Source organism: Pseudomonas tritici, assembly GCF_014268275.3.
Classification (GTDB): Bacteria; Pseudomonadota; Gammaproteobacteria; order Pseudomonadales; family Pseudomonadaceae; genus Aquipseudomonas; species Aquipseudomonas tritici.
In genome coordinates, this window is sequence record NZ_CP077084.1 from 2,451,812 (window position 1) to 2,468,641 (window position 16,830).

Annotated in this window: 17 protein-coding genes; 9 read left to right on the top strand and 8 right to left on the bottom strand. The window is 61.3% G+C overall.

Annotation, left to right across the window (positions count from 1 at the left end; translation table 11 throughout):
• From HU722_RS11045 to HU722_RS11055, 3 genes are read right to left on the bottom strand one after another with little or no spacing between them, the layout of a single operon-like run.
• Window positions 1-1,260, bottom strand: coding sequence for a dihydrolipoamide acetyltransferase family protein (locus HU722_RS11045; protein WP_186754609.1), 1,260 nt, complete (start codon window positions 1,258-1,260; stop codon window positions 1-3).
• Window positions 1,261-2,319 carry an alpha-ketoacid dehydrogenase subunit beta gene (locus tag HU722_RS11050; protein WP_065879992.1) on the bottom strand — a complete coding sequence of 353 codons (1,059 nt, stop codon included), beginning with the start codon at window positions 2,317-2,319 and terminating at the stop codon, window positions 1,261-1,263.
• Window position 2,320: 1 nt separating this feature from the next.
• Window positions 2,321-3,556 (bottom strand): 3-methyl-2-oxobutanoate dehydrogenase (2-methylpropanoyl-transferring) subunit alpha, encoded by a 1,236-nt coding sequence (locus tag HU722_RS11055; protein WP_065872348.1) that lies wholly within the window; start codon window positions 3,554-3,556, stop codon window positions 2,321-2,323.
• Between the two features lie 195 nt (window positions 3,557-3,751).
• Here HU722_RS11055 and bkdR point away from each other — a divergent pair, with 195 nt between their 5' ends.
• Entirely contained in the window at window positions 3,752-4,240 is a 489-nt protein-coding gene (gene bkdR, locus HU722_RS11060) for a Bkd operon transcriptional regulator BkdR (protein ID WP_065872347.1), read from the top strand.
• A gap of 137 nt (window positions 4,241-4,377) precedes the next feature.
• Here bkdR and HU722_RS11065 read toward each other — a convergent pair whose 3' ends face one another.
• Entirely contained in the window at window positions 4,378-5,241 is an 864-nt protein-coding gene (locus HU722_RS11065; protein ID WP_065872346.1) for an MBL fold metallo-hydrolase, read from the bottom strand.
• A gap of 168 nt (window positions 5,242-5,409) precedes the next feature.
• On the opposite strand from HU722_RS11065, the gene HU722_RS11070 reads away from it, so the two are divergent.
• Together HU722_RS11070 and HU722_RS11075 are read left to right on the top strand one after the other, a co-directional pair.
• On the top strand, window positions 5,410-6,654 hold the full coding sequence (locus HU722_RS11070) for an NAD(P)/FAD-dependent oxidoreductase (RefSeq protein WP_065872345.1): 1,245 nt from the start codon (window positions 5,410-5,412) through the stop codon (window positions 6,652-6,654).
• Window positions 6,655-7,461: a sulfite exporter TauE/SafE family protein gene (locus tag HU722_RS11075; protein ID WP_065889261.1), complete on the top strand. Its 807-nt coding sequence runs from the start codon at window positions 6,655-6,657 to the stop codon at window positions 7,459-7,461.
• A 42-nt stretch (window positions 7,462-7,503) separates the two neighbouring features.
• On the opposite strand, the gene HU722_RS11080 is transcribed toward HU722_RS11075, so the two are convergent.
• Window positions 7,504-8,151 carry a YceH family protein gene (locus HU722_RS11080; RefSeq protein WP_065910696.1) on the bottom strand — a complete coding sequence of 216 codons (648 nt, stop codon included), beginning with the start codon at window positions 8,149-8,151 and terminating at the stop codon, window positions 7,504-7,506.
• A gap of 115 nt (window positions 8,152-8,266) precedes the next feature.
• Between HU722_RS11080 and HU722_RS11085 the strand changes: the two genes are divergently transcribed.
• On the top strand, window positions 8,267-8,776 hold the full coding sequence (locus HU722_RS11085; RefSeq protein WP_065872342.1) for a DUF1993 domain-containing protein: 510 nt from the start codon (window positions 8,267-8,269) through the stop codon (window positions 8,774-8,776).
• 63 nt (window positions 8,777-8,839) lie between these two features.
• On the opposite strand, the gene sstT is transcribed toward HU722_RS11085, so the two are convergent.
• The gene (gene sstT / locus HU722_RS11090) at window positions 8,840-10,060 is read right to left on the bottom strand and encodes a serine/threonine transporter SstT (protein WP_065872341.1); all 1,221 of its coding nucleotides are present in this window, start codon (window positions 10,058-10,060) and stop codon (window positions 8,840-8,842) included.
• A gap of 239 nt (window positions 10,061-10,299) precedes the next feature.
• Here sstT and HU722_RS11095 point away from each other — a divergent pair, with 239 nt between their 5' ends.
• A complete protein-coding gene (locus HU722_RS11095; protein ID WP_065910695.1) occupies window positions 10,300-11,454 on the top strand; it encodes an MFS transporter in 1,155 nt (384 codons plus the stop codon).
• Window positions 11,455-11,463: 9 nt separating this feature from the next.
• Here HU722_RS11095 and nhaR read toward each other — a convergent pair whose 3' ends face one another.
• Complete coding sequence (nhaR, locus tag HU722_RS11100; RefSeq protein ID WP_065910742.1) at window positions 11,464-12,366, bottom strand: transcriptional activator NhaR; 903 nt, start codon at window positions 12,364-12,366, stop codon at window positions 11,464-11,466.
• 134 nt (window positions 12,367-12,500) lie between these two features.
• Between nhaR and HU722_RS11105 the strand changes: the two genes are divergently transcribed.
• From HU722_RS11105 to mnmH, 4 genes are all read left to right on the top strand, one after another.
• Window positions 12,501-12,752, top strand: a complete 252-nt coding sequence (locus tag HU722_RS11105) for a hypothetical protein (RefSeq protein ID WP_049709023.1) — start codon at window positions 12,501-12,503, stop codon at window positions 12,750-12,752.
• A gap of 41 nt (window positions 12,753-12,793) precedes the next feature.
• Complete coding sequence (locus HU722_RS11110; RefSeq protein WP_065872338.1) at window positions 12,794-13,543, top strand: TerC family protein; 750 nt, start codon at window positions 12,794-12,796, stop codon at window positions 13,541-13,543.
• 94 nt (window positions 13,544-13,637) lie between these two features.
• Window positions 13,638-14,672: a selenide, water dikinase SelD gene (gene selD, locus HU722_RS11115; RefSeq protein ID WP_065872337.1), complete on the top strand. Its 1,035-nt coding sequence runs from the start codon at window positions 13,638-13,640 to the stop codon at window positions 14,670-14,672.
• Window positions 14,672-15,775: a tRNA 2-selenouridine(34) synthase MnmH gene (gene mnmH, locus HU722_RS11120; RefSeq protein WP_065879989.1), complete on the top strand. Its 1,104-nt coding sequence runs from the start codon at window positions 14,672-14,674 to the stop codon at window positions 15,773-15,775. Before selD ends, mnmH begins: the two co-directional genes overlap by 1 nt.
• On the opposite strand, the gene HU722_RS11125 is transcribed toward mnmH, so the two are convergent.
• On the bottom strand, window positions 15,765-16,820 hold the full coding sequence (locus tag HU722_RS11125; protein WP_065879988.1) for a permease: 1,056 nt from the start codon (window positions 16,818-16,820) through the stop codon (window positions 15,765-15,767). The two genes, mnmH and HU722_RS11125, sit on opposite strands and share 11 nt — an antisense overlap.
• Window positions 16,821-16,830: the final 10 nt, after the last annotated feature.

Sequence of the window (16,830 nt, forward strand, 5' to 3'; positions counted from 1 at the left end):
TTACTCCAGAAACAGGCTGGCGGGTTGTTCGAGCAGGCCACGAATGGCCTGGATGAATTGCGCCGCGTCCATGCCATCGACCACGCGGTGATCGAAGGAGCTGGAGAGGTTCATCATCTTGCGCACCACGATCTGGCCCTTGATCACCATTGGCCGTTCGACGATGCGATTGACGCCAACGATGGCCACTTCTGGCAGGTTCAAGACCGGCGTGCTGACGATGCCGCCGAGTGCACCCAGGCTGGTCAACGTGATGGTGGAACCTGACAGCTCATCGCGGCTGGCCTTGCCTTTGCGCGCGGCGGTGGCCAGGCGTGCGATTTCCTCGGCATTGCCCCACAGGCTGCGGGCTTCGGCGTGACGTACCACCGGCACCATCAAGCCGACGTCGCTCTGGGTGGCGACGCCCACATGCACCGCGCCGAGACGGGTGATGACCTGGGCTTCGTCGTCGTAGCGCGCATTGATCTGTGGGAAGTCACGCAGGGCCACAACCATGGCGCGGACGATGAATGGCAGCAACGTCAGCTTGCCGCGCGTGGCGCCGTGTTTTTCGTTGAGGTGCACACGCAGCTCGTCGAGGGCGGTGACGTCGATCTCTTCCACATAGCTGAAATGCGCGGCGCGCCGGGTGGCGTCCTGCATGCGCTGGGCGATCTTGCGGCGCATGCCGATCACCGGGATCTGTTCCTCGGTGTTGCGTTCGGCGTAGGGGTTGGCTGCGTTTTTATTTTGCGTCGGACCCTGGAGCAAGTAAGCGTCCACATCTTCGTGCAGAATCCGGCCCGCCGGGCCCGAGCCCTGGACCAGGCGCAGCTGAATCCCGGCGTCCAATGCGTGTTTGCGCACAGCCGGGGAGGCCAAGGGGCGTTCGTCGGCTTCACGTGCAACAGGCGCCGGGGCCGCGGTCACCGGTGCAGGTTTGCTCTCAACCGCCACCGGCGCAGGCTTGGCCTCCACCACAGGGGCGGCCTTCGGCGCTTCCTTCGCGGCGGGCGCTTCCTTGGCGTTGCCGGCACCTTCCACTTCAATACTGATCAAGATACTGCCTACGGCCATGACTTCGCCTGGCTCGCCGCCGAGGGAAATCACCTTGCCATGCACCGGCGAGGGGATATCCACCATCGCCTTGTCGGTCATGACATCCGCCAGCACCTGGTCTTCGACGACCATGTCGCCGACCTTCACGTGCCAAACCGACAATTCAACTTCTGCGATGCCTTCGCCAATGTCCGGCATCTTGATAACGTGCGTGCCCATTCAGACCTCCATGACCCGTTTCAACGCCGCGCCCACTCGGGACGGGCCTGGGAAATACGCCCACTCCTGCGCGTGCGGGTAGGGGGTGTCCCAACCGGTCACGCGTTCGATCGGCGCTTCCAGGTAGTGGAAGCAATGCTCCTGAACCAGCGCTACCAGCTCGGCGCCAAAGCCGCAGGTACGGGTGGCTTCGTGCACCACCACACAACGACCGGTCTTTTTCACCGACTTGACGATGGTTTCCAGGTCCAGTGGCCATAGGCTGCGCAGGTCGATGACTTCGGCGTCGATGCCGGTTTCTTCGGCGGCGACTTGCGACACATACACGGTGGTTCCGTAGGTCAGCACGGTGACGGCCGAGCCGGGACGCACGATGGCGGCCACGTCCAGCGGCACGGTGTAATAACCGTCCGGGACTTGCGCTTGCGGGTGTTTCGACCACGGGGTTACCGGGCGGTCGTGATGGCCATCGAACGGGCCGTTGTACAGGCGTTTTGGCTCAAGGAAGATCACCGGGTCATCGTTTTCGATGGAGGCGATCAGCAAACCCTTGGCGTCATACGGGTTGGACGGCATGACCGTGCGCAACCCACAGACTTGGGTGAACACCGCTTCGATACTTTGGCTGTGGGTCTGACCACCGTAGATACCGCCGCCACACGGCATGCGCATGGTCAACGGTGCGGTGAACTGGCCGGCCGAGCGATAACGCAGACGTGCGGCTTCGGAGATGATCTGGTCGGTGGCGGGGTAGACATAGTCGGCGAACTGGATCTCGGCGACCGGGCGCAGGCCGTAGGCACCCATGCCCACCGCCACGCCGATAATGCCGCTTTCGGAGATCGGCGCGTCAAACACGCGCGAGCTGCCGTATTTGGTCTGCAAGCCTTCGGTGCAACGGAATACGCCGCCGAAATAGCCCACGTCCTGACCGAAAACCACCACGTTGTTATCACGCTCAAGCATCACGTCCATGGCCGAGCGCAGCGCCTGGATCATGGTCATGGTAGTGGTGGTCATGGCGGTTTCCACTTCAATACTGTTGTTGTGATCGTTCATGTCAGATCCCCAACTCTTGACGCTGGCGCTTCAAGTGCTCCGGCATCTCTTTATAAACGTCTTCGAACATGGTCGCGGCGCTTGGAATCTGGCCGCCGGCGAGGGTGCCGTACTGTTCGGCTTCTTTCTGCGCCTTGACCACTTCGGCCTCAAGTTCGGCACTGATTACCGCGTGTTCCTCTTCGGACCACTGGCCAATGCGGATCAGGTGCTGCTTGAGGCGGGCAATCGGGTCGCCCAGGGGGAAGTGGCTCCAGTCATCGGCTGGACGGTATTTCGACGGATCATCAGAGGTGGAGTGCGGCCCCGCGCGGTAGGTGACCCACTCGATCAGCGTCGGCCCGAGGTTGCGGCGCGCACGCTCGGCGGCCCAGGCGGAAGCGGCGTACACCGCGATGAAGTCGTTACCGTCCACGCGCAGGGAGGCGATACCGCAACCCACGCCGCGTCCGGCGAACGTTGTGGCTTCACCGCCGGCAATGGCCTGGAAGGTGGAGATGGCCCACTGGTTATTCACCACGTTGAGAATCACCGGCGCGCGGTACACGTGGGCGAAGGTGAGGGCCGTGTGGAAGTCGGACTCGGCGGTGGCACCGTCGCCGATCCAGGCGGAGGCGATCTTGGTATCGCCCTTGATCGCCGAGGCCATGCCCCAGCCCACGCCTTGGACGAATTGGGTGGCGAGGTTGCCGGAAATGGTGAAGAAGCCGGCGTCTTTTACCGAATACATGATCGGCAACTGGCGACCCTTGAGCGGGTCACGCTCGTTGGACAGCAGTTGGCAGATCAGGTCCACCAGTGGCACGTCGCGGGCCATCAGGATGCTTTGCTGGCGGTAGGTGGGGAAGCACATGTCGTCGATGTTCAAGGCCAGGGCCTGGGCGCTGCCGATGGCTTCTTCGCCAAGGCTTTGCATGTAGAACGACATTTTTTTTTGACGCTGGGCGACCACCATGCGGTTGTCGAAGATCCGCGTCTTGAGCATGGCGCGCATGCCTTTGCGCAAGATCTCGACGGGGACACCTTCGGCCCACGGGCCCAGGGCCTGGCCCTGGTCGTCGAGCACGCGGATCAGGCCTTTGGCGAGGTCGGCGGTGTCGGCAGGTTCTACGTCGATGGCGGGTTTGCGCACCAGGCCCGCGTCGGTCAGGCGCAGGTAGGTAAAGTCGGTCTTGCAGCCTGGGCGGCCCGAGGGTTCAGGGACGTGCAGGCGCAGTGGTTCATACTGCTGGGTCATGGCTTTCTACGCTCTATCTTGTGAATTTCTTGTAGTGGGCGCGCTAGCTGACAGTCAGTCTCCGGATAGGAGAAATCTTGTCCTACAACAATCATAGGCGGGGCGTAGAAGAATATTTATCTGTGTTTCATTGCGCTCGGGATCATTTGCGGATAAAAAAACTGCATAACCATAATAAACAGGTGATTTTGTCTCATGCGCAAACTGGACCGTACTGATATCGGCATTCTCAACGCCTTGCAGGAGAACGCCCGCATCACCAACGCCGACCTGGCCCGCTCGGTCAACCTGTCGCCCACGCCGTGTTTCAACCGGGTGAAGGCGATGGAGGAATTGGGCTTGATTCGCGAGCAGGTGACCTTGCTGGACGCCGACCTGCTGGGGCTGCACGTCAACGTGTTCATCCACGTCAGCCTGGAAAAACAGAATGAGCTGGCGTTGCAACAGTTCGAAGGCGCAATCGCCGACCGCCCTGAAGTGATGGAGTGCTACCTGATGGCCGGCGACCCGGACTACCTGATTCGCGTGCTGGTACCGACGATCCAGTCACTGGAACGCTTCATGATGGACTTCCTGACCAAAGTGCCAGGCGTCGCCAACATCCGCTCCAGCTTTGCCCTCAAGCAAGTGCGTTACAAAACCGCACTGCCGCTACCCGCCAACGGCATCAACCTGGGTTCCTGAACACCACCGATCTCACTGACCAAACACAGTCCAAAATGTGGGAGCTGGCTTGCCTGCGAAAGCGGTGTGTCAGTAGCAAGTGAGCCAACTGGCCCACCGCTATCGCAGGCAAACCAGCTCCCACAGGGTTAAACATTTCAAAGTTGATTGAGTGGGATCTTCAGGTAAGTCACCCCATTGCTCTCTGCCGGCGGCATATTCCCCGCTCGCACGTTCACCTGGATCGCCGGCAACAGCAACGTCGGCATCCCCAGCCCCGCATCGCGCGTTGTACGCATCTCTACAAATGCCGCCTCATCCACCCCGTCATGCACATGAATGTTACCCGCGCGCTGCTCAGCCACGGTCGTCAGGCATTTCGCCTCACGCCCCTCAGGCGGGTAGTCGTGGCATACGTACAATTCGGTCTCCAAAGGAAAGGCCAGCAACGTGCGCATCGACGCATACAGCTGCCGCGCATCCCCACCGGGAAAATCACACCGCGCCGTACCCACATCCGGCATGAACAACGTGTCACCCACCAGAATCATTCGATCGTCGATCAAATAGGCCATGTCCGCCGGCGTATGCCCAGGCACGTGCAGGGCCTGTGCCTTGATGTTGCCGATATAAAAGATTTCATCCGGCGCAAACAAGTGATCGAACTGCGAGCCGTCGGCACGAAACTCCGGTTCGAGGTTGAACAGGTTCTTGAACACGCCCTGCACTTTGCTGATGGACTGACCGATGGCGATCTTGCCGCCCAGCGTGCGGCGCAAGTACGGCGCGGCGGACAGGTGATCGGCATGGGCATGGGTTTCCAGCAGCCATTGCACCTGCAAGCGATGTTCACGCACATAGGCGATTACTTTGTCGGCCTGGCGTGTGTCGGTGCGCCCGGAGGCCGGGTCGTAATTGAGCACCGAGTCGACGATGGCACAGGGGCCATCATCCGCTTCATGTAGGACATAGGTGTAGGTCGACGATGCCTCATCCAGAAAGGCTTGAATCAACGCGGGCATGGCGGCGGTCCTTGGTAGCGGATTGCGGCTTACATTCGAGATGTTTTCCACATAGGCTTGCGAGCTTAAGGGAAAAAAACGGTCCGAGGCAAAGGATCGACCTGTAACGGGACGTGACGCCATACGGCAACGCCCCTTGTGTGCATTGACGATAAAAGGCGATAGACCATGACCGAACAACACTGGGGCCCAACCATCAGTGGCGATATCGTTGTCATCGGCGGCGGCTCGGCGGGCATCGGCCTGGTGGCCAGCTTGCTCAAGCGCGACTCCCAGCTGAATATCACGCTGATCGAACCGAGCGAATACCATTGCTACCAGCCTGCCTGGACGTTGGTCGGCGGCGGCGCATACGACGTCAAAAAGACCCGCCGGCCCCTGGCCGACGTACTGCCCAATGGCGTCACCTGGGTGCAAGCCGCCGTCACCGAACTGCTGCCGGACGAGCAAACCCTGGTCCTCGACAGCGGCCAGCGCGTCAGCTGGAACAACCTGATCGTCTGCCCCGGCCTGCGCCTGGCCTGGGAAAAAGTCGAAGGGCTGCAGGACACCCTCGGCCAGCATGGCGTGACGTCCAACTACAGCTACGAGCACGCGGCCTACACCTGGCAGCTGGTGCAGCAACTCAAGGGCGGCAAGGCGATCTTCACCCAGCCGGCCATGCCGATCAAATGCGCGGGTGCACCGCAAAAGGCCATGTACCTGTCCTGCGATCACTGGCTAAAACAGGGCACTCTGAACAACATCGACGTGGAATTCAACTTGGCCGGTGCAGCACTGTTTGGCGTGGCGACCTTTGTGCCGCCGTTGATGAAGTACGTGGAAAAATACAACGCCCGCCTGGCGTTCAACGCCAACCTGGTGAAAGTCGACGGCCCGGCCCGCAAGGCCTGGTTCGAAGTGAAAGACGCCGAAGGCAGTGTCAGCGTTGAAGAAAAATCCTTCGACTTGCTGCACGTGGTCCCACCGCAAGTGTCCCCGGATTTCATCCGCCAAAGCCCACTGGCTGACGCTGCCGGCTGGTGCGAAGTGAACCCCCATAGCCTGCAACACTTGCGCTACCCGCACATCTTCGGCCTGGGTGATGTATGTGGCACCACCAACGCCAAGACCGCCGCCGCCGTGCGCAAGCAGATCGTGGTGGTCGCCGAGAATCTGCTGGCCCTGCGCAAGCAGGCGCCTCTGCCGCTCAAATACGACGGCTACGGCTCGTGCCCGTTGACGGTGGAGAAGGGCAAGGTGGTGCTGGCCGAGTTCGGCTACGGCGGCAAGTTGCTGCCGACCTTTCCCCTGGACCCGACCCAGGCCCGACGTTCGATGTGGTTCCTCAAGGCCACCTTGCTGCCGTGGTTCTACTGGAACGGCATGCTCAAGGGCCGCGAGTGGCTGACCCGTTTGAGCAAGGTGGACTGAATGCTGCTGGCCAGTGTGTTGGGATTATTGATGGGCCTGGTCATGGGCCTGACGGGCGCGGGTGGCGGCATCCTTGGCGTGCCGGCGCTGGTGCTGGGCTTGGGCATGAGCATGACCCAGGCTGCGCCGGTGTCGCTGCTTGCCGTCGGCGCGGCGGCAGCGGTGGGGGCGATCGACGGTTTGCGCCATGGCTTGGTGCGCTACCGCGCCGCGTTGCTGATTGCCTTGCTCGGCGCGCTGTTTTCGCCAGTGGGGGTGTTTCTCGCCCACCAGTTGCCGGAAGCGGTGTTGATGGGCCTGTTCAGCGGGTTGATGGTGCTGGTGGCCTGGCGCATGTTGCAGCGCGAAAAGCGCGAGGCCGGGCCGAGTGACCATGGCACGGCGTCCTGGGGCCAGAAGAACTGCATGCTCAACCAGCAGACCGGGCGCTTCGCCTGGACCGCCAAATGCAGCGCGACCCTGGCCGCCCTCGGCGCTGTCACAGGGGCTGTATCGGGCTTGCTCGGCGTGGGCGGCGGCTTCCTCATCGTGCCGGCGTTCAAGCAACTGACCGATGTGCAGATGCGCGGGATTGTCGCCACCTCCCTGATGGTGATCAGCCTGCTCTCACTGGTCGGTGTGGCTGGCGCGTTTCATGCTGGAGTGCGTATCGAGCCGGTGGGCTGGGTATTTATCGGCGCAAGCATCGTCGGCATGTTGGCGGGTCGACGCCTGTGTTCGGTCATCCCTGCGCGCACCTTGCAGGTCGGGTTTGCCAGCCTGTGCGTACTGGTGGCCGCCGGGATGCTATTTAACGCCTTGCGCTGAACCTGTGATGAGGGAGCAGGCTCCCTCACACCGAGGATGCCGTCAGGCCTTTTCTAACTGAGCCAGCCGTTCTTCAAGCGCCGCGATCCGCGCTTCAAGTTCTTCAAGGCGGTCTACCGAAACCCCAGCCCCGCGCTCCACCGGACTGCCACGCGCCGCGAGTATCAATTCGATATCAGCCGGATCACCCAGCGCATGGGTGTAGCGATCTTCGCGCTGGCCCGCCTGACGCGGCACCAACACCGCCAGCCCTCGCGCAATCAGGCGCTCAAGCTGATGCACCACCTGTTCGGCATCTTCAAAATCATGCATGCGCCCGCTGCGGGTGAGCAGTTCATTGACGGTCTGCGGCCCGCGCAAAAACAGCAGCCCGGTCAGGATCACCTGGGCCGGCACCAGTTCCAGCGCCTTGTCCACGCGATGCTCCCAGCGGTCGGCGCGGCTGCCCATCACCAGGCGGGTAAAACCTTGGCCTTCCAGCGCGCGCAGGCTTTGGCCGACCTGGCCCTGGCTCAGGTTCATCACCGGCTCGCGGCTGGTCTTCTGGTTACAGGCCAGGACCAAGGCATTGAGGGTCAGGGGATAGGTTTCCGGGTTGGTCGCCTGTTTTTCGATCAGGCAGCCCAAGACGCGGATTTCCGTGCTGTTCAGGCGCGGCTCAGGGGGGTCGGTGTCGTGCTCGGCGGTCATCGCGCTTTCCCTATGCAGTGAACTGCCTAGCCTAATCCTGAAAAAATAAAAGACAAGCGACGGGCATGGCTATAATCGCCGCTGGTTCCAATCCTGCCATTACCGCGAGACAGCCATGACTATTTCCCTGTACGCCGCTTCCATCCCAGTCTTCAAGCAAATGCTCACCGCCCTGAGCGGCGTGTTGACCAAAGCCGAAGCCCACGCCACCGCCAAGAACATCGAGCCCAACGCCTTGCTGCAAGCGCGCCTGTTCCCGGACATGTTCCAACTGGTACGCCAGGTGCAGATCGCCGTCGACTTCGCCAAGGGCGTTTCCGCGCGCCTGGCCGAGATTGAAGTGCCGAAATATGAAGATAACGAAGTCACCTTCGCCGACCTGCAAGCGCTGATCGCCAAGGTCCTGGCGTTTATCGACACCCTCAAGCCTGAGCAAATCGACGGCAAGGAAGGCATCGAGATCATCACTCGCCCAGGCACGCCTAAAGAGAAGCGCTTCAGCGGCCAGTCCTACCTGCTGACCTATGGCCTGCCGCAGTTCTTCTTCCACGTCACCACGGCTTACGCCTTGCTGCGTCACAACGGTGTGGAAGTGGGCAAGCGCGACTACATGGGCGCGTTCTAAACACCCATAAAAAAACCGGGGCGGTTCATTCAAGAATCGCCCCGGTTTTTTTATACGCGGCGTTTAAGCCGGTTGTTCTTCTTTGCCCAGGCATGCAGCTGCGGTGAACAGCACATCAGTGGACGAATTGAGGGCTGTTTCCGCCGAATCCTGCAGCACGCCGATGATGAAGCCTACGGCCACTACCTGCATGGCGATTTCACTGGGAATGCCAAACAGGCTGCACGCCAGCGGGATCAACAGCAACGAACCGCCCGCGACGCCGGATGCGCCGCAGGCGCAGATGGCTGCAACCACGCTGAGCAGCACGGCGGTGGGCAGGTCGACGGCGATGCCCAAGGTGTGCACGGCGGCCAGGGTCAGCACGGTGATGGTGATCGCGGCACCGGCCATGTTGATGGTGGCACCGAGCGGGATCGACACCGAGTAGGTGTCTTCATGCAGGCCCAGGCGCTTGCTCAACGCCAGGTTGACCGGGATATTCGCTGCCGAGCTGCGGGTGAAGAACGCGGTGATGCCGCTTTCGCGCAGGCACAGCAGCACCAGCGGGTAAGGGTTGCGGCGCAGTTTCCAGAAGACGATGGCCGGGTTGATCACCAGCGCCACAAACAGCATGCAGCCGATCAGCACCACCAGCAGGTGGGCATAGCCGAGCAGGGCGCCGAAACCGGAAGTGGCCAGGGTCGAGGCCACCAGGCCAAAAATGCCCAGCGGCGCAAAGCGGATCACCACGCGTACGATCAGCGTGACGCCGTTGGACAAGTCATCCAGTACCGTGCGGGTGGTTTCGCCCGCATGGCGAATGGCAATGCCCATGCCGATGGCCCAGGCCAGGATGCCGATGAAGTTGGCATTCATCAGTGCGCTGATCGGGTTGTCCACCACACTCAGCAACAAACTTTGCAACACCTCGCCGATACCACCAGGGGCACTGACCGTCGCATCGTGGGTAGCGAGCACCAGCGGCGAGGGGAACAGTGTGCTGGCGATCACGGCGACCACGGCGGCGGCAAACGTGCCCAGCAGGTACAGGAACAGAATCGGTTTGATATGGGTTTCCTGGCCATGCTTATGGTTGGCGATCGACGCCATCACCAGTACAAACACCAGGATCGGTGCCACAGCCTTGAGCGCCGCGACGAACACCTTGCCGATAAACCCGGTGGTTTTCGCCGCCTCGGGCAGCAGCAAGGCCAGCAGAATGCCCGCGATCAGGCCAATGACGATTTGCGTGACCAGGCTGACGCGCGCGAGTCGTTGCAGGAGGGAAGGGGCAGCAGTCATAAGCAGTTGTCTCTAGTTTTTTTAGTAGGGCGCAGCATTGCAAGCAGGAAGGGTATGGGAAGCAGGTGCGGAGTCTAACATGCTGTAGGAAATGTCCCTGCCGGTGCGGCATTCCGTCACCCGCGTTCTCAGGTTTTCGCCTGGCCGGACAGACTCTGTTAAGATTCTCGCCTCTCACGTTTCCTATCCTTCAGCGAGCCCTTCGGGTTGTCGTTGATGTCGTTGTTTCTGGAGTTTTCATGTTGTTTCCTATCCTGCTGCTGTCGGCTGCCGGCTTCACTGTGCTGACCACAGAATTCGTCATTGTCGGCCTGTTGCCGTCCATTGCCCGCGACCTGAATGTCAGCGTGTCCCAGGCCGGGCTGCTGGTGACGTTGTTTGCGTTCACCGTGGCGGCGTTCGGCCCGTTTCTGACGGCCTATTGCGCGCGTTTCCCACGCAAGCGGCTGTTTATCAGCATTTTGATCATGTTTGGCGTGGCGAATACCGTGGCGGCACTGGCACCGAACATCTGGGTGATGGCGGTGGCGCGTTTGATTCCGGCGCTGGGTTTGCCGGTGTTCTGGGCCCTGGCCAGTGAAACGGCGGTGGACATCGTCGGCCCCGAGTTCGCTGGGCGCGCCATCGAGAAGATTGGTTTCGGTATCGTCTGCGCCACGGTGTTCGGCATTCCGGTGGGCACGCTGATTTCCGACATGTTCGGCTGGCGCAGCGCGTTTGCCATTCTCGCGGTGGTGGCGGTGGCCAAGGCCTTGTTGTTGTTTATCTACCTGCCAGTGACGGCGCCGAAGAACGATGAAGTGACGTTGCGCTCGCAATTCAAGATATTGCGCAACCCGCTGATGCAGGGCCATATCCTGCTGTCGATCCTGGTATTCAGCGGCATGTTCACCGCTTACACCTACCTGGCAGACATCCTTGAGCGCCTGGCCGGGTTCGATGGCACGTTGGTGGGCTGGTGCTTGATGGGCTTTGGCGCGGTCGGTCTGATTGGCAATTCATTGGGTGGGCGCGCGGTGGATCGCCATCCGTTGATCGCGTCCATGGTGTTCTGCGGCTTCATGATCGCCGGCATGGTGGCACTGGTGCCGGCGATTCACTCCACTGTCGGCCTGGCGGCAGCGATGGCGGTGTGGGGCGTGACCCAGGCGGCGATGTTCCTGGTCAGCCATGTACGGCTGATGAAAGCCGCGCCCCATGCGCCTGCGTTTGCTGCATCGCTGAATATTGCCGGGGCCAATCTGGGGATCGGGCTGGGGGCGCTGGTCGGCGGCCATGTGATCGACACACTCGGCCTGGGCAGCCTGGGTTTTGCGGCGTCCGGGTTTATCCTGGTGTCGATCCTGCTGGCATTGTGGCTGATGACGGCGAAATCGGTGTCGACCTGTGCCTGATTCATGTGGTCAGGGCAGGGTGGTAAACAACTCGCGTCTGGCCCCCTCGGTAATCGCCACGATACCGGGGTGCTTGACCTTGCGTTCCACCGAGATCGCGTAGAAGGATTCGGTCACCGCGACGGTCTGGCCAATCAGTGCAACGCCATACTGGCGCACCACCTCATCGGCGATCACGCTGGGAGCGATAAAGATCCCGCTGCCGGACTGGCCAAACGCCTGCATCAAGGCGCTGTCATCGAACTCACCGATGATCCGTGGTTGAATCTGTTGCTCGGCAAACCAGCGCTGCAAACGGCTGCGGACGACGGTTTCCGCCCCCGGAATCAATAGCGGTGCGCCGTGCAGGCACTGTGGAAAATCGCCGCCATATCTGTCAGCCAAGGCTTGGGTGGCGAAAAAACTGATGCCACATTCTCCCAGCTTCTGGCTGTAGCCTTTGATATCCAGGTGCGTCGGCATGGGGCTGTCGGAAATCACCAGGTCCAGGCGCTGGATCGCCAGGTCAGCCAGCAGGCGTTCGAGTTTGTCCTCGCGGCAGGTGATGCGGATCGGCTCGCTCAGCTCCATGGTCGGCGCGATCAGCCGGTAGACGATGGATTTGGGCACCACGTCCGCCACCCCGACGCGAAACTGGATCTGTTGTTCGTCGGGTTGTGCGCGCAGCATGGCTTCCAATTCATTACCGGTCTGGAACATCTGCTCGGCATACGGCAAAGCCTGGCGCCCGGCTTCAGTCAGCTCCAACTGGCGACCGACGCGCTGAAACAGCGCGACACCAAAGGTCTGCTCAAGCAGGCTGATCTGCCCGCTGATGGTCTGGGGCGTGAGGTTAAGCTGCTCACAGGCGCGCACGATGCTGCCAGTCTTGGCCACCACCCAGAAGTAGTGCAGTTGTCGGTAATTGAGCATGGCGGCCATCACTTCGTAAAAACCGAAGTATACTCGAGAAAAATACGAATTTTCCTGAACTGTTCTCCTGCATAGAATGCCTCGCTATCGCGGGGCCACTATTTGGACCCAATGGTTCTAACGAGGAATACATCATGAAACTCAATTCTCTGGGCGCGGCATCGTTGCTTGCGCTTTCATTGGTAGTGATCAGTGGGTGTGATCAGGTCGAAAAAAGCGCACAGCAAGTGTTGGGCAAGGCTACCGAGTCGGCCAAGCAAGCGATCGATGACACCCACAAAGCCGCCGAACAGGCATTGAGTGAAGCGACAAACGGCCTGATCACCCCGCAGAAGAAGGATGATCAGCAAGAGAAAGAATCAGAATCGAACAGTAAAGAAGCCTAACTTCCCGCACTTAATTTCCCGCACAACGTCAGGACTGACCTATGGATTACCTGTTACAGCTGGCTGCCAGCCCCACCGCCTGGGTTGCCCTGGCCACCTTGATCGTCATGGAAATCGTGCTCGGCATCGATAACCTGATCTTTATCTCGATCCTCACCAACAAGCTGCCGGAGAAGCATCGGGCCAAGGCACGGCGCATTGGTATCAGCATGGCGTTGATATTGCGCCTGGGCTTGTTGAGCACCATCGCGTTTATCGTGCAACTGACCACGCCGGTATTCGAAGTACTCGGCCAGGGTTTCTCGTGGAAGGACATGATCCTGATCGCCGGTGGCCTGTTCCTGGTGTGGAAGGCGACCACCGAGATCCACCACAGCATGGACCCCGAGCCAGAAGAGAAGGCCAGCGTCGGCAATACGGTAGCCATCGGTTTCGCCGCGGCCATCGGGCAGATCCTGTTGCTTGACCTGGTGTTCTCCATCGACAGCATCATCACCGCCGTGGGCATGACCGAGCACTTGCCGATCATGATCATTGCCGTGGTGACCTCGGTGATCGTGATGCTGGTGGCGGCCGAGCCGTTGGCCAAGTTCATCAATGACAACCCGACCGTGGTGATGTTGGCCCTGGGCTTCCTGATCATGATCGGTATGACGTTGATCGCCGAAGGCTTCGGTGCCCATGTGCCTAAAGGCTACGTGTACGCGGCCATGGCGTTCTCGGCGGCAATCGAGTGCTTGAACATCGCCCGACGCAACCGCCACAAGCGCCTGCTCGCCGCGCGGCAATAACGGCTGACACGTAAAGGCCGGCTGTGCTCACAAGAGCCCAGCCGGCTTTTTGCTGTCTGTTAGAATCCGCGCACTTGATAGCGTGAGGTCCACCATGAACGAGCCGATTCGCCTTACCCAGTACAGCCACGGCGCAGGGTGTGGCTGCAAGATTTCGCCGCAGGTCCTGGAAGTGATCCTCGCCGGCAGCGGCGCACAGAACCTCGACCCCAACCTGTGGGTGGGCAACGCCTCCCGGGACGACGCAGCGGTGTACGCCATCGACGACGAGCGCGGCGTGGTCTCCACCACTGATTTTTTCATGCCGATTGTCGATGATCCTTTCGACTTCGGCCGCATCGCCGCCACCAATGCGATCAGCGACATCTATGCCATGGGCGGCGACCCATTGATGGCCATCGCGATCCTCGGCTGGCCGGTCAATGTCCTGGCGCCGGAAGTTGCCCGGGAAGTGATCCGGGGTGGCCGTTCCGTGTGCGACGAAGCCGGCATTCCCCTGGCCGGCGGCCACTCCATCGATGCCCCGGAACCGATCTTCGGGCTGGCCGTGACCGGCATCGTGCAAAAGCGCCATATGAAGCGCAATGACACCGCCACCGCGGGTTGCCGGTTGTACCTGACCAAGCCCCTGGGCATCGGCATCCTCACCACCGCCGAAAAAAAGGGCAAGCTGCGCGAGGCGGACATCGGCCTGGCCCGCGACTGGATGTGCACCCTCAATAAGCCGGGTAGCCGTTTCGGTAAATTGGCGGGTGTCACCGCCATGACCGATGTCACCGGTTTCGGTCTTTTAGGTCATTTGGTGGAAATGGCTGACGGCAGTGGCGTGACTGCCCGTATCGAATACAACAAAGTCCCACGCCTGCCGGGGATCGAGGACTACCTCGACCAGGGCTGCATGCCCGGTGGCACCTTGCGCAACTTTGACAGCTATTCAAGCAAGCTCGGGCGCCTGCAGGAATTGCACAAGCGAGTGCTGTGCGACCCACAGACCAGTGGGGGGCTGTTGATCGCTGTGACCCCGCAAGGCGATGCCGAATTTCACACGGTAGCTGCCGAACTGGGCTTGAACCTTGAGCCGATCGGCGAATTGGTTGAGCGACAGACCCACGCGGTAGAGGTGTTCTGATGGCAATGGATATCACCGACTACCGCGACATCTTTCTGAGTGACCGGCCGATGATGGACACCCGCGCGCCGGTCGAATTCGCCAAGGGGGCATTCCCTGGCGTGATCAACCTGCCGTTGATGACCGACGACGAGCGCCAGCAGGTCGGCACCTGCTACAAGCAGCAGGGTCAGCAGGCGGCAATTGTGCTGGGCCACGCATTGGTGTCCGGGGCGATCAAGGCCGAACGCATCGAACAATGGGCACGGTTCGCCCTGGCCAATCCCGATGGGTACCTGTACTGCTTTCGTGGCGGGCTGCGCTCGCAGATCGTGCAGCAATGGCTGAAAACCGAAGCCGGTATCGAGTATCCGCGCGTCGGCGGCGGCTACAAGGCCATGCGTAGCTTTCTTTTGGAGACGGTCGAACAGGCCACCGCGCAGTGTGATTTCGTGCTGCTGGGCGGCATGACCGGCACCGGCAAGACCGAAGTCCTGGGCCAGTTGCGCAACGCCCTGGACCTGGAAGGCCACGCCAACCACCGCGGCTCAAGCTTCGGCAAACGGGCCACGGCGCAACCGTCCAACATCGATTTCGAAAACCGCCTGGCCGTGGACGTGTTGAAAAAACGTGCGGCAGGTATCGAGCAGTTTGTGGTCGAGGACGAGAGCCGCATGATCGGCAGTTGTGCGTTGCCCTTGCCGTTGCACAAGGGCATGCAGACATTCCCGATGGTGTGGCTGCAAGACAGCGTCGAAGGCCGGGTCGAACGGATCCTGCGCGATTACGTGGTCGACCTGTGCGCCGAATTCATCGCAGTGTTTGGCGAGCGGGGCCAGGCGTTGTTTGCCGAACGCCTGACCCAGAGCCTCGCCAATATCCACAAGCGCCTGGGGGGCGAGCGGTTCCAACGGTTGCAGGTACTTTTGCAGCACGCCCTGGCGGAACAGGCGCGCAGTGGTTCGGTGGACCTGCATCGCGGTTGGATCGAAGGGTTATTGCGCGAATATTACGACCCGATGTACGCCTTCCAGCGGGAAAGCAAAGGCGCACGCATCGAGTTCGCCGGGGATCAGGACGCCGTCGTGGCGTATTTGCGCGAGCGCGCCCTGATCACAAGATAAGCGCCCCGATCAGCCCACACGCCACGCCCACCAGCATGGTCAGCCCGGCCACCGTCACCAGCACCCGCGCGTCGAAATCCTTGCGCAGCATCAGCAGTGACGGCAGGCTCACGCTCGGCAGGGTCATCAGCAGCGCCACGGCCGGGCCGGTGCCCATGCCCAGGGCCATCATTGTTTGTACGATGGGGATCTCTGCTGCTGTAGGAATTACGAACAGCGTGCCGACAATCGCCAGGGGCACCAGCCATACCAGGCTGTTGGCCATGGCGCCGTCCACATGGGGGAACAACCACACCCGCGCTGCGCCGAGCACCAGCACCGCCAGGATATACACCGGGATTGTGCTCCAGAACAATTGCCACAGCGTGCGCAACCATCGGCTGAAGAAGGGTTGCGATTCAACCACGCTGGCCTCGGCCACGGCGCCCAGTGCCACGTCCGGCACCTGCTCCGGGCGCGCAATGCGTTGCGCTACCAGCGACACGCCCACCACCAGCACGATACCCGCCACCAGCCGCAACGCGGTAAAGCCCCAACCCAACACAAAGCCCATGAACACCAGGGTCGCCGGGTTCAACACTGGGTTGGCGATCCAGAAGGCCAGCGCCGCACCTACCGACACCTGCTGGCGTCGCATGCCCGCGGCCACTGGGGCCGCGCAGCAACTGCACATCATCCCCGGCAAGGCGAACAGCCCGCCGCGCAAGGTCGAACCCAACCCGGCGCGACCGAACAGGCGCAGCAGCCAATCGCGGGGGATCAGCACTTGCAGCAATGAGCCGAGGATCACCGCCAGCACGGCGGCTTTCCAGATTGCCAGGAAGTAAACCTGGGCATAGGCCAGCGCGGCCGCCAGTGGCGAGCTTTGTTGATCGTTGAGAATCGAGGCGCCGATGCTGTGGTTATCCGCCGCGACAAACGCCTTGAGGTAGTAGGGCGACCATTTAACGTAGTAGAGGCCGACGCACGCCACCAGCAGGAACAGCGCAGGCTTGTACCAGAAGGACCAACCCCGGGCGGGCTGGGTAGGGGAAAGATGAGGCATGGTGATGATC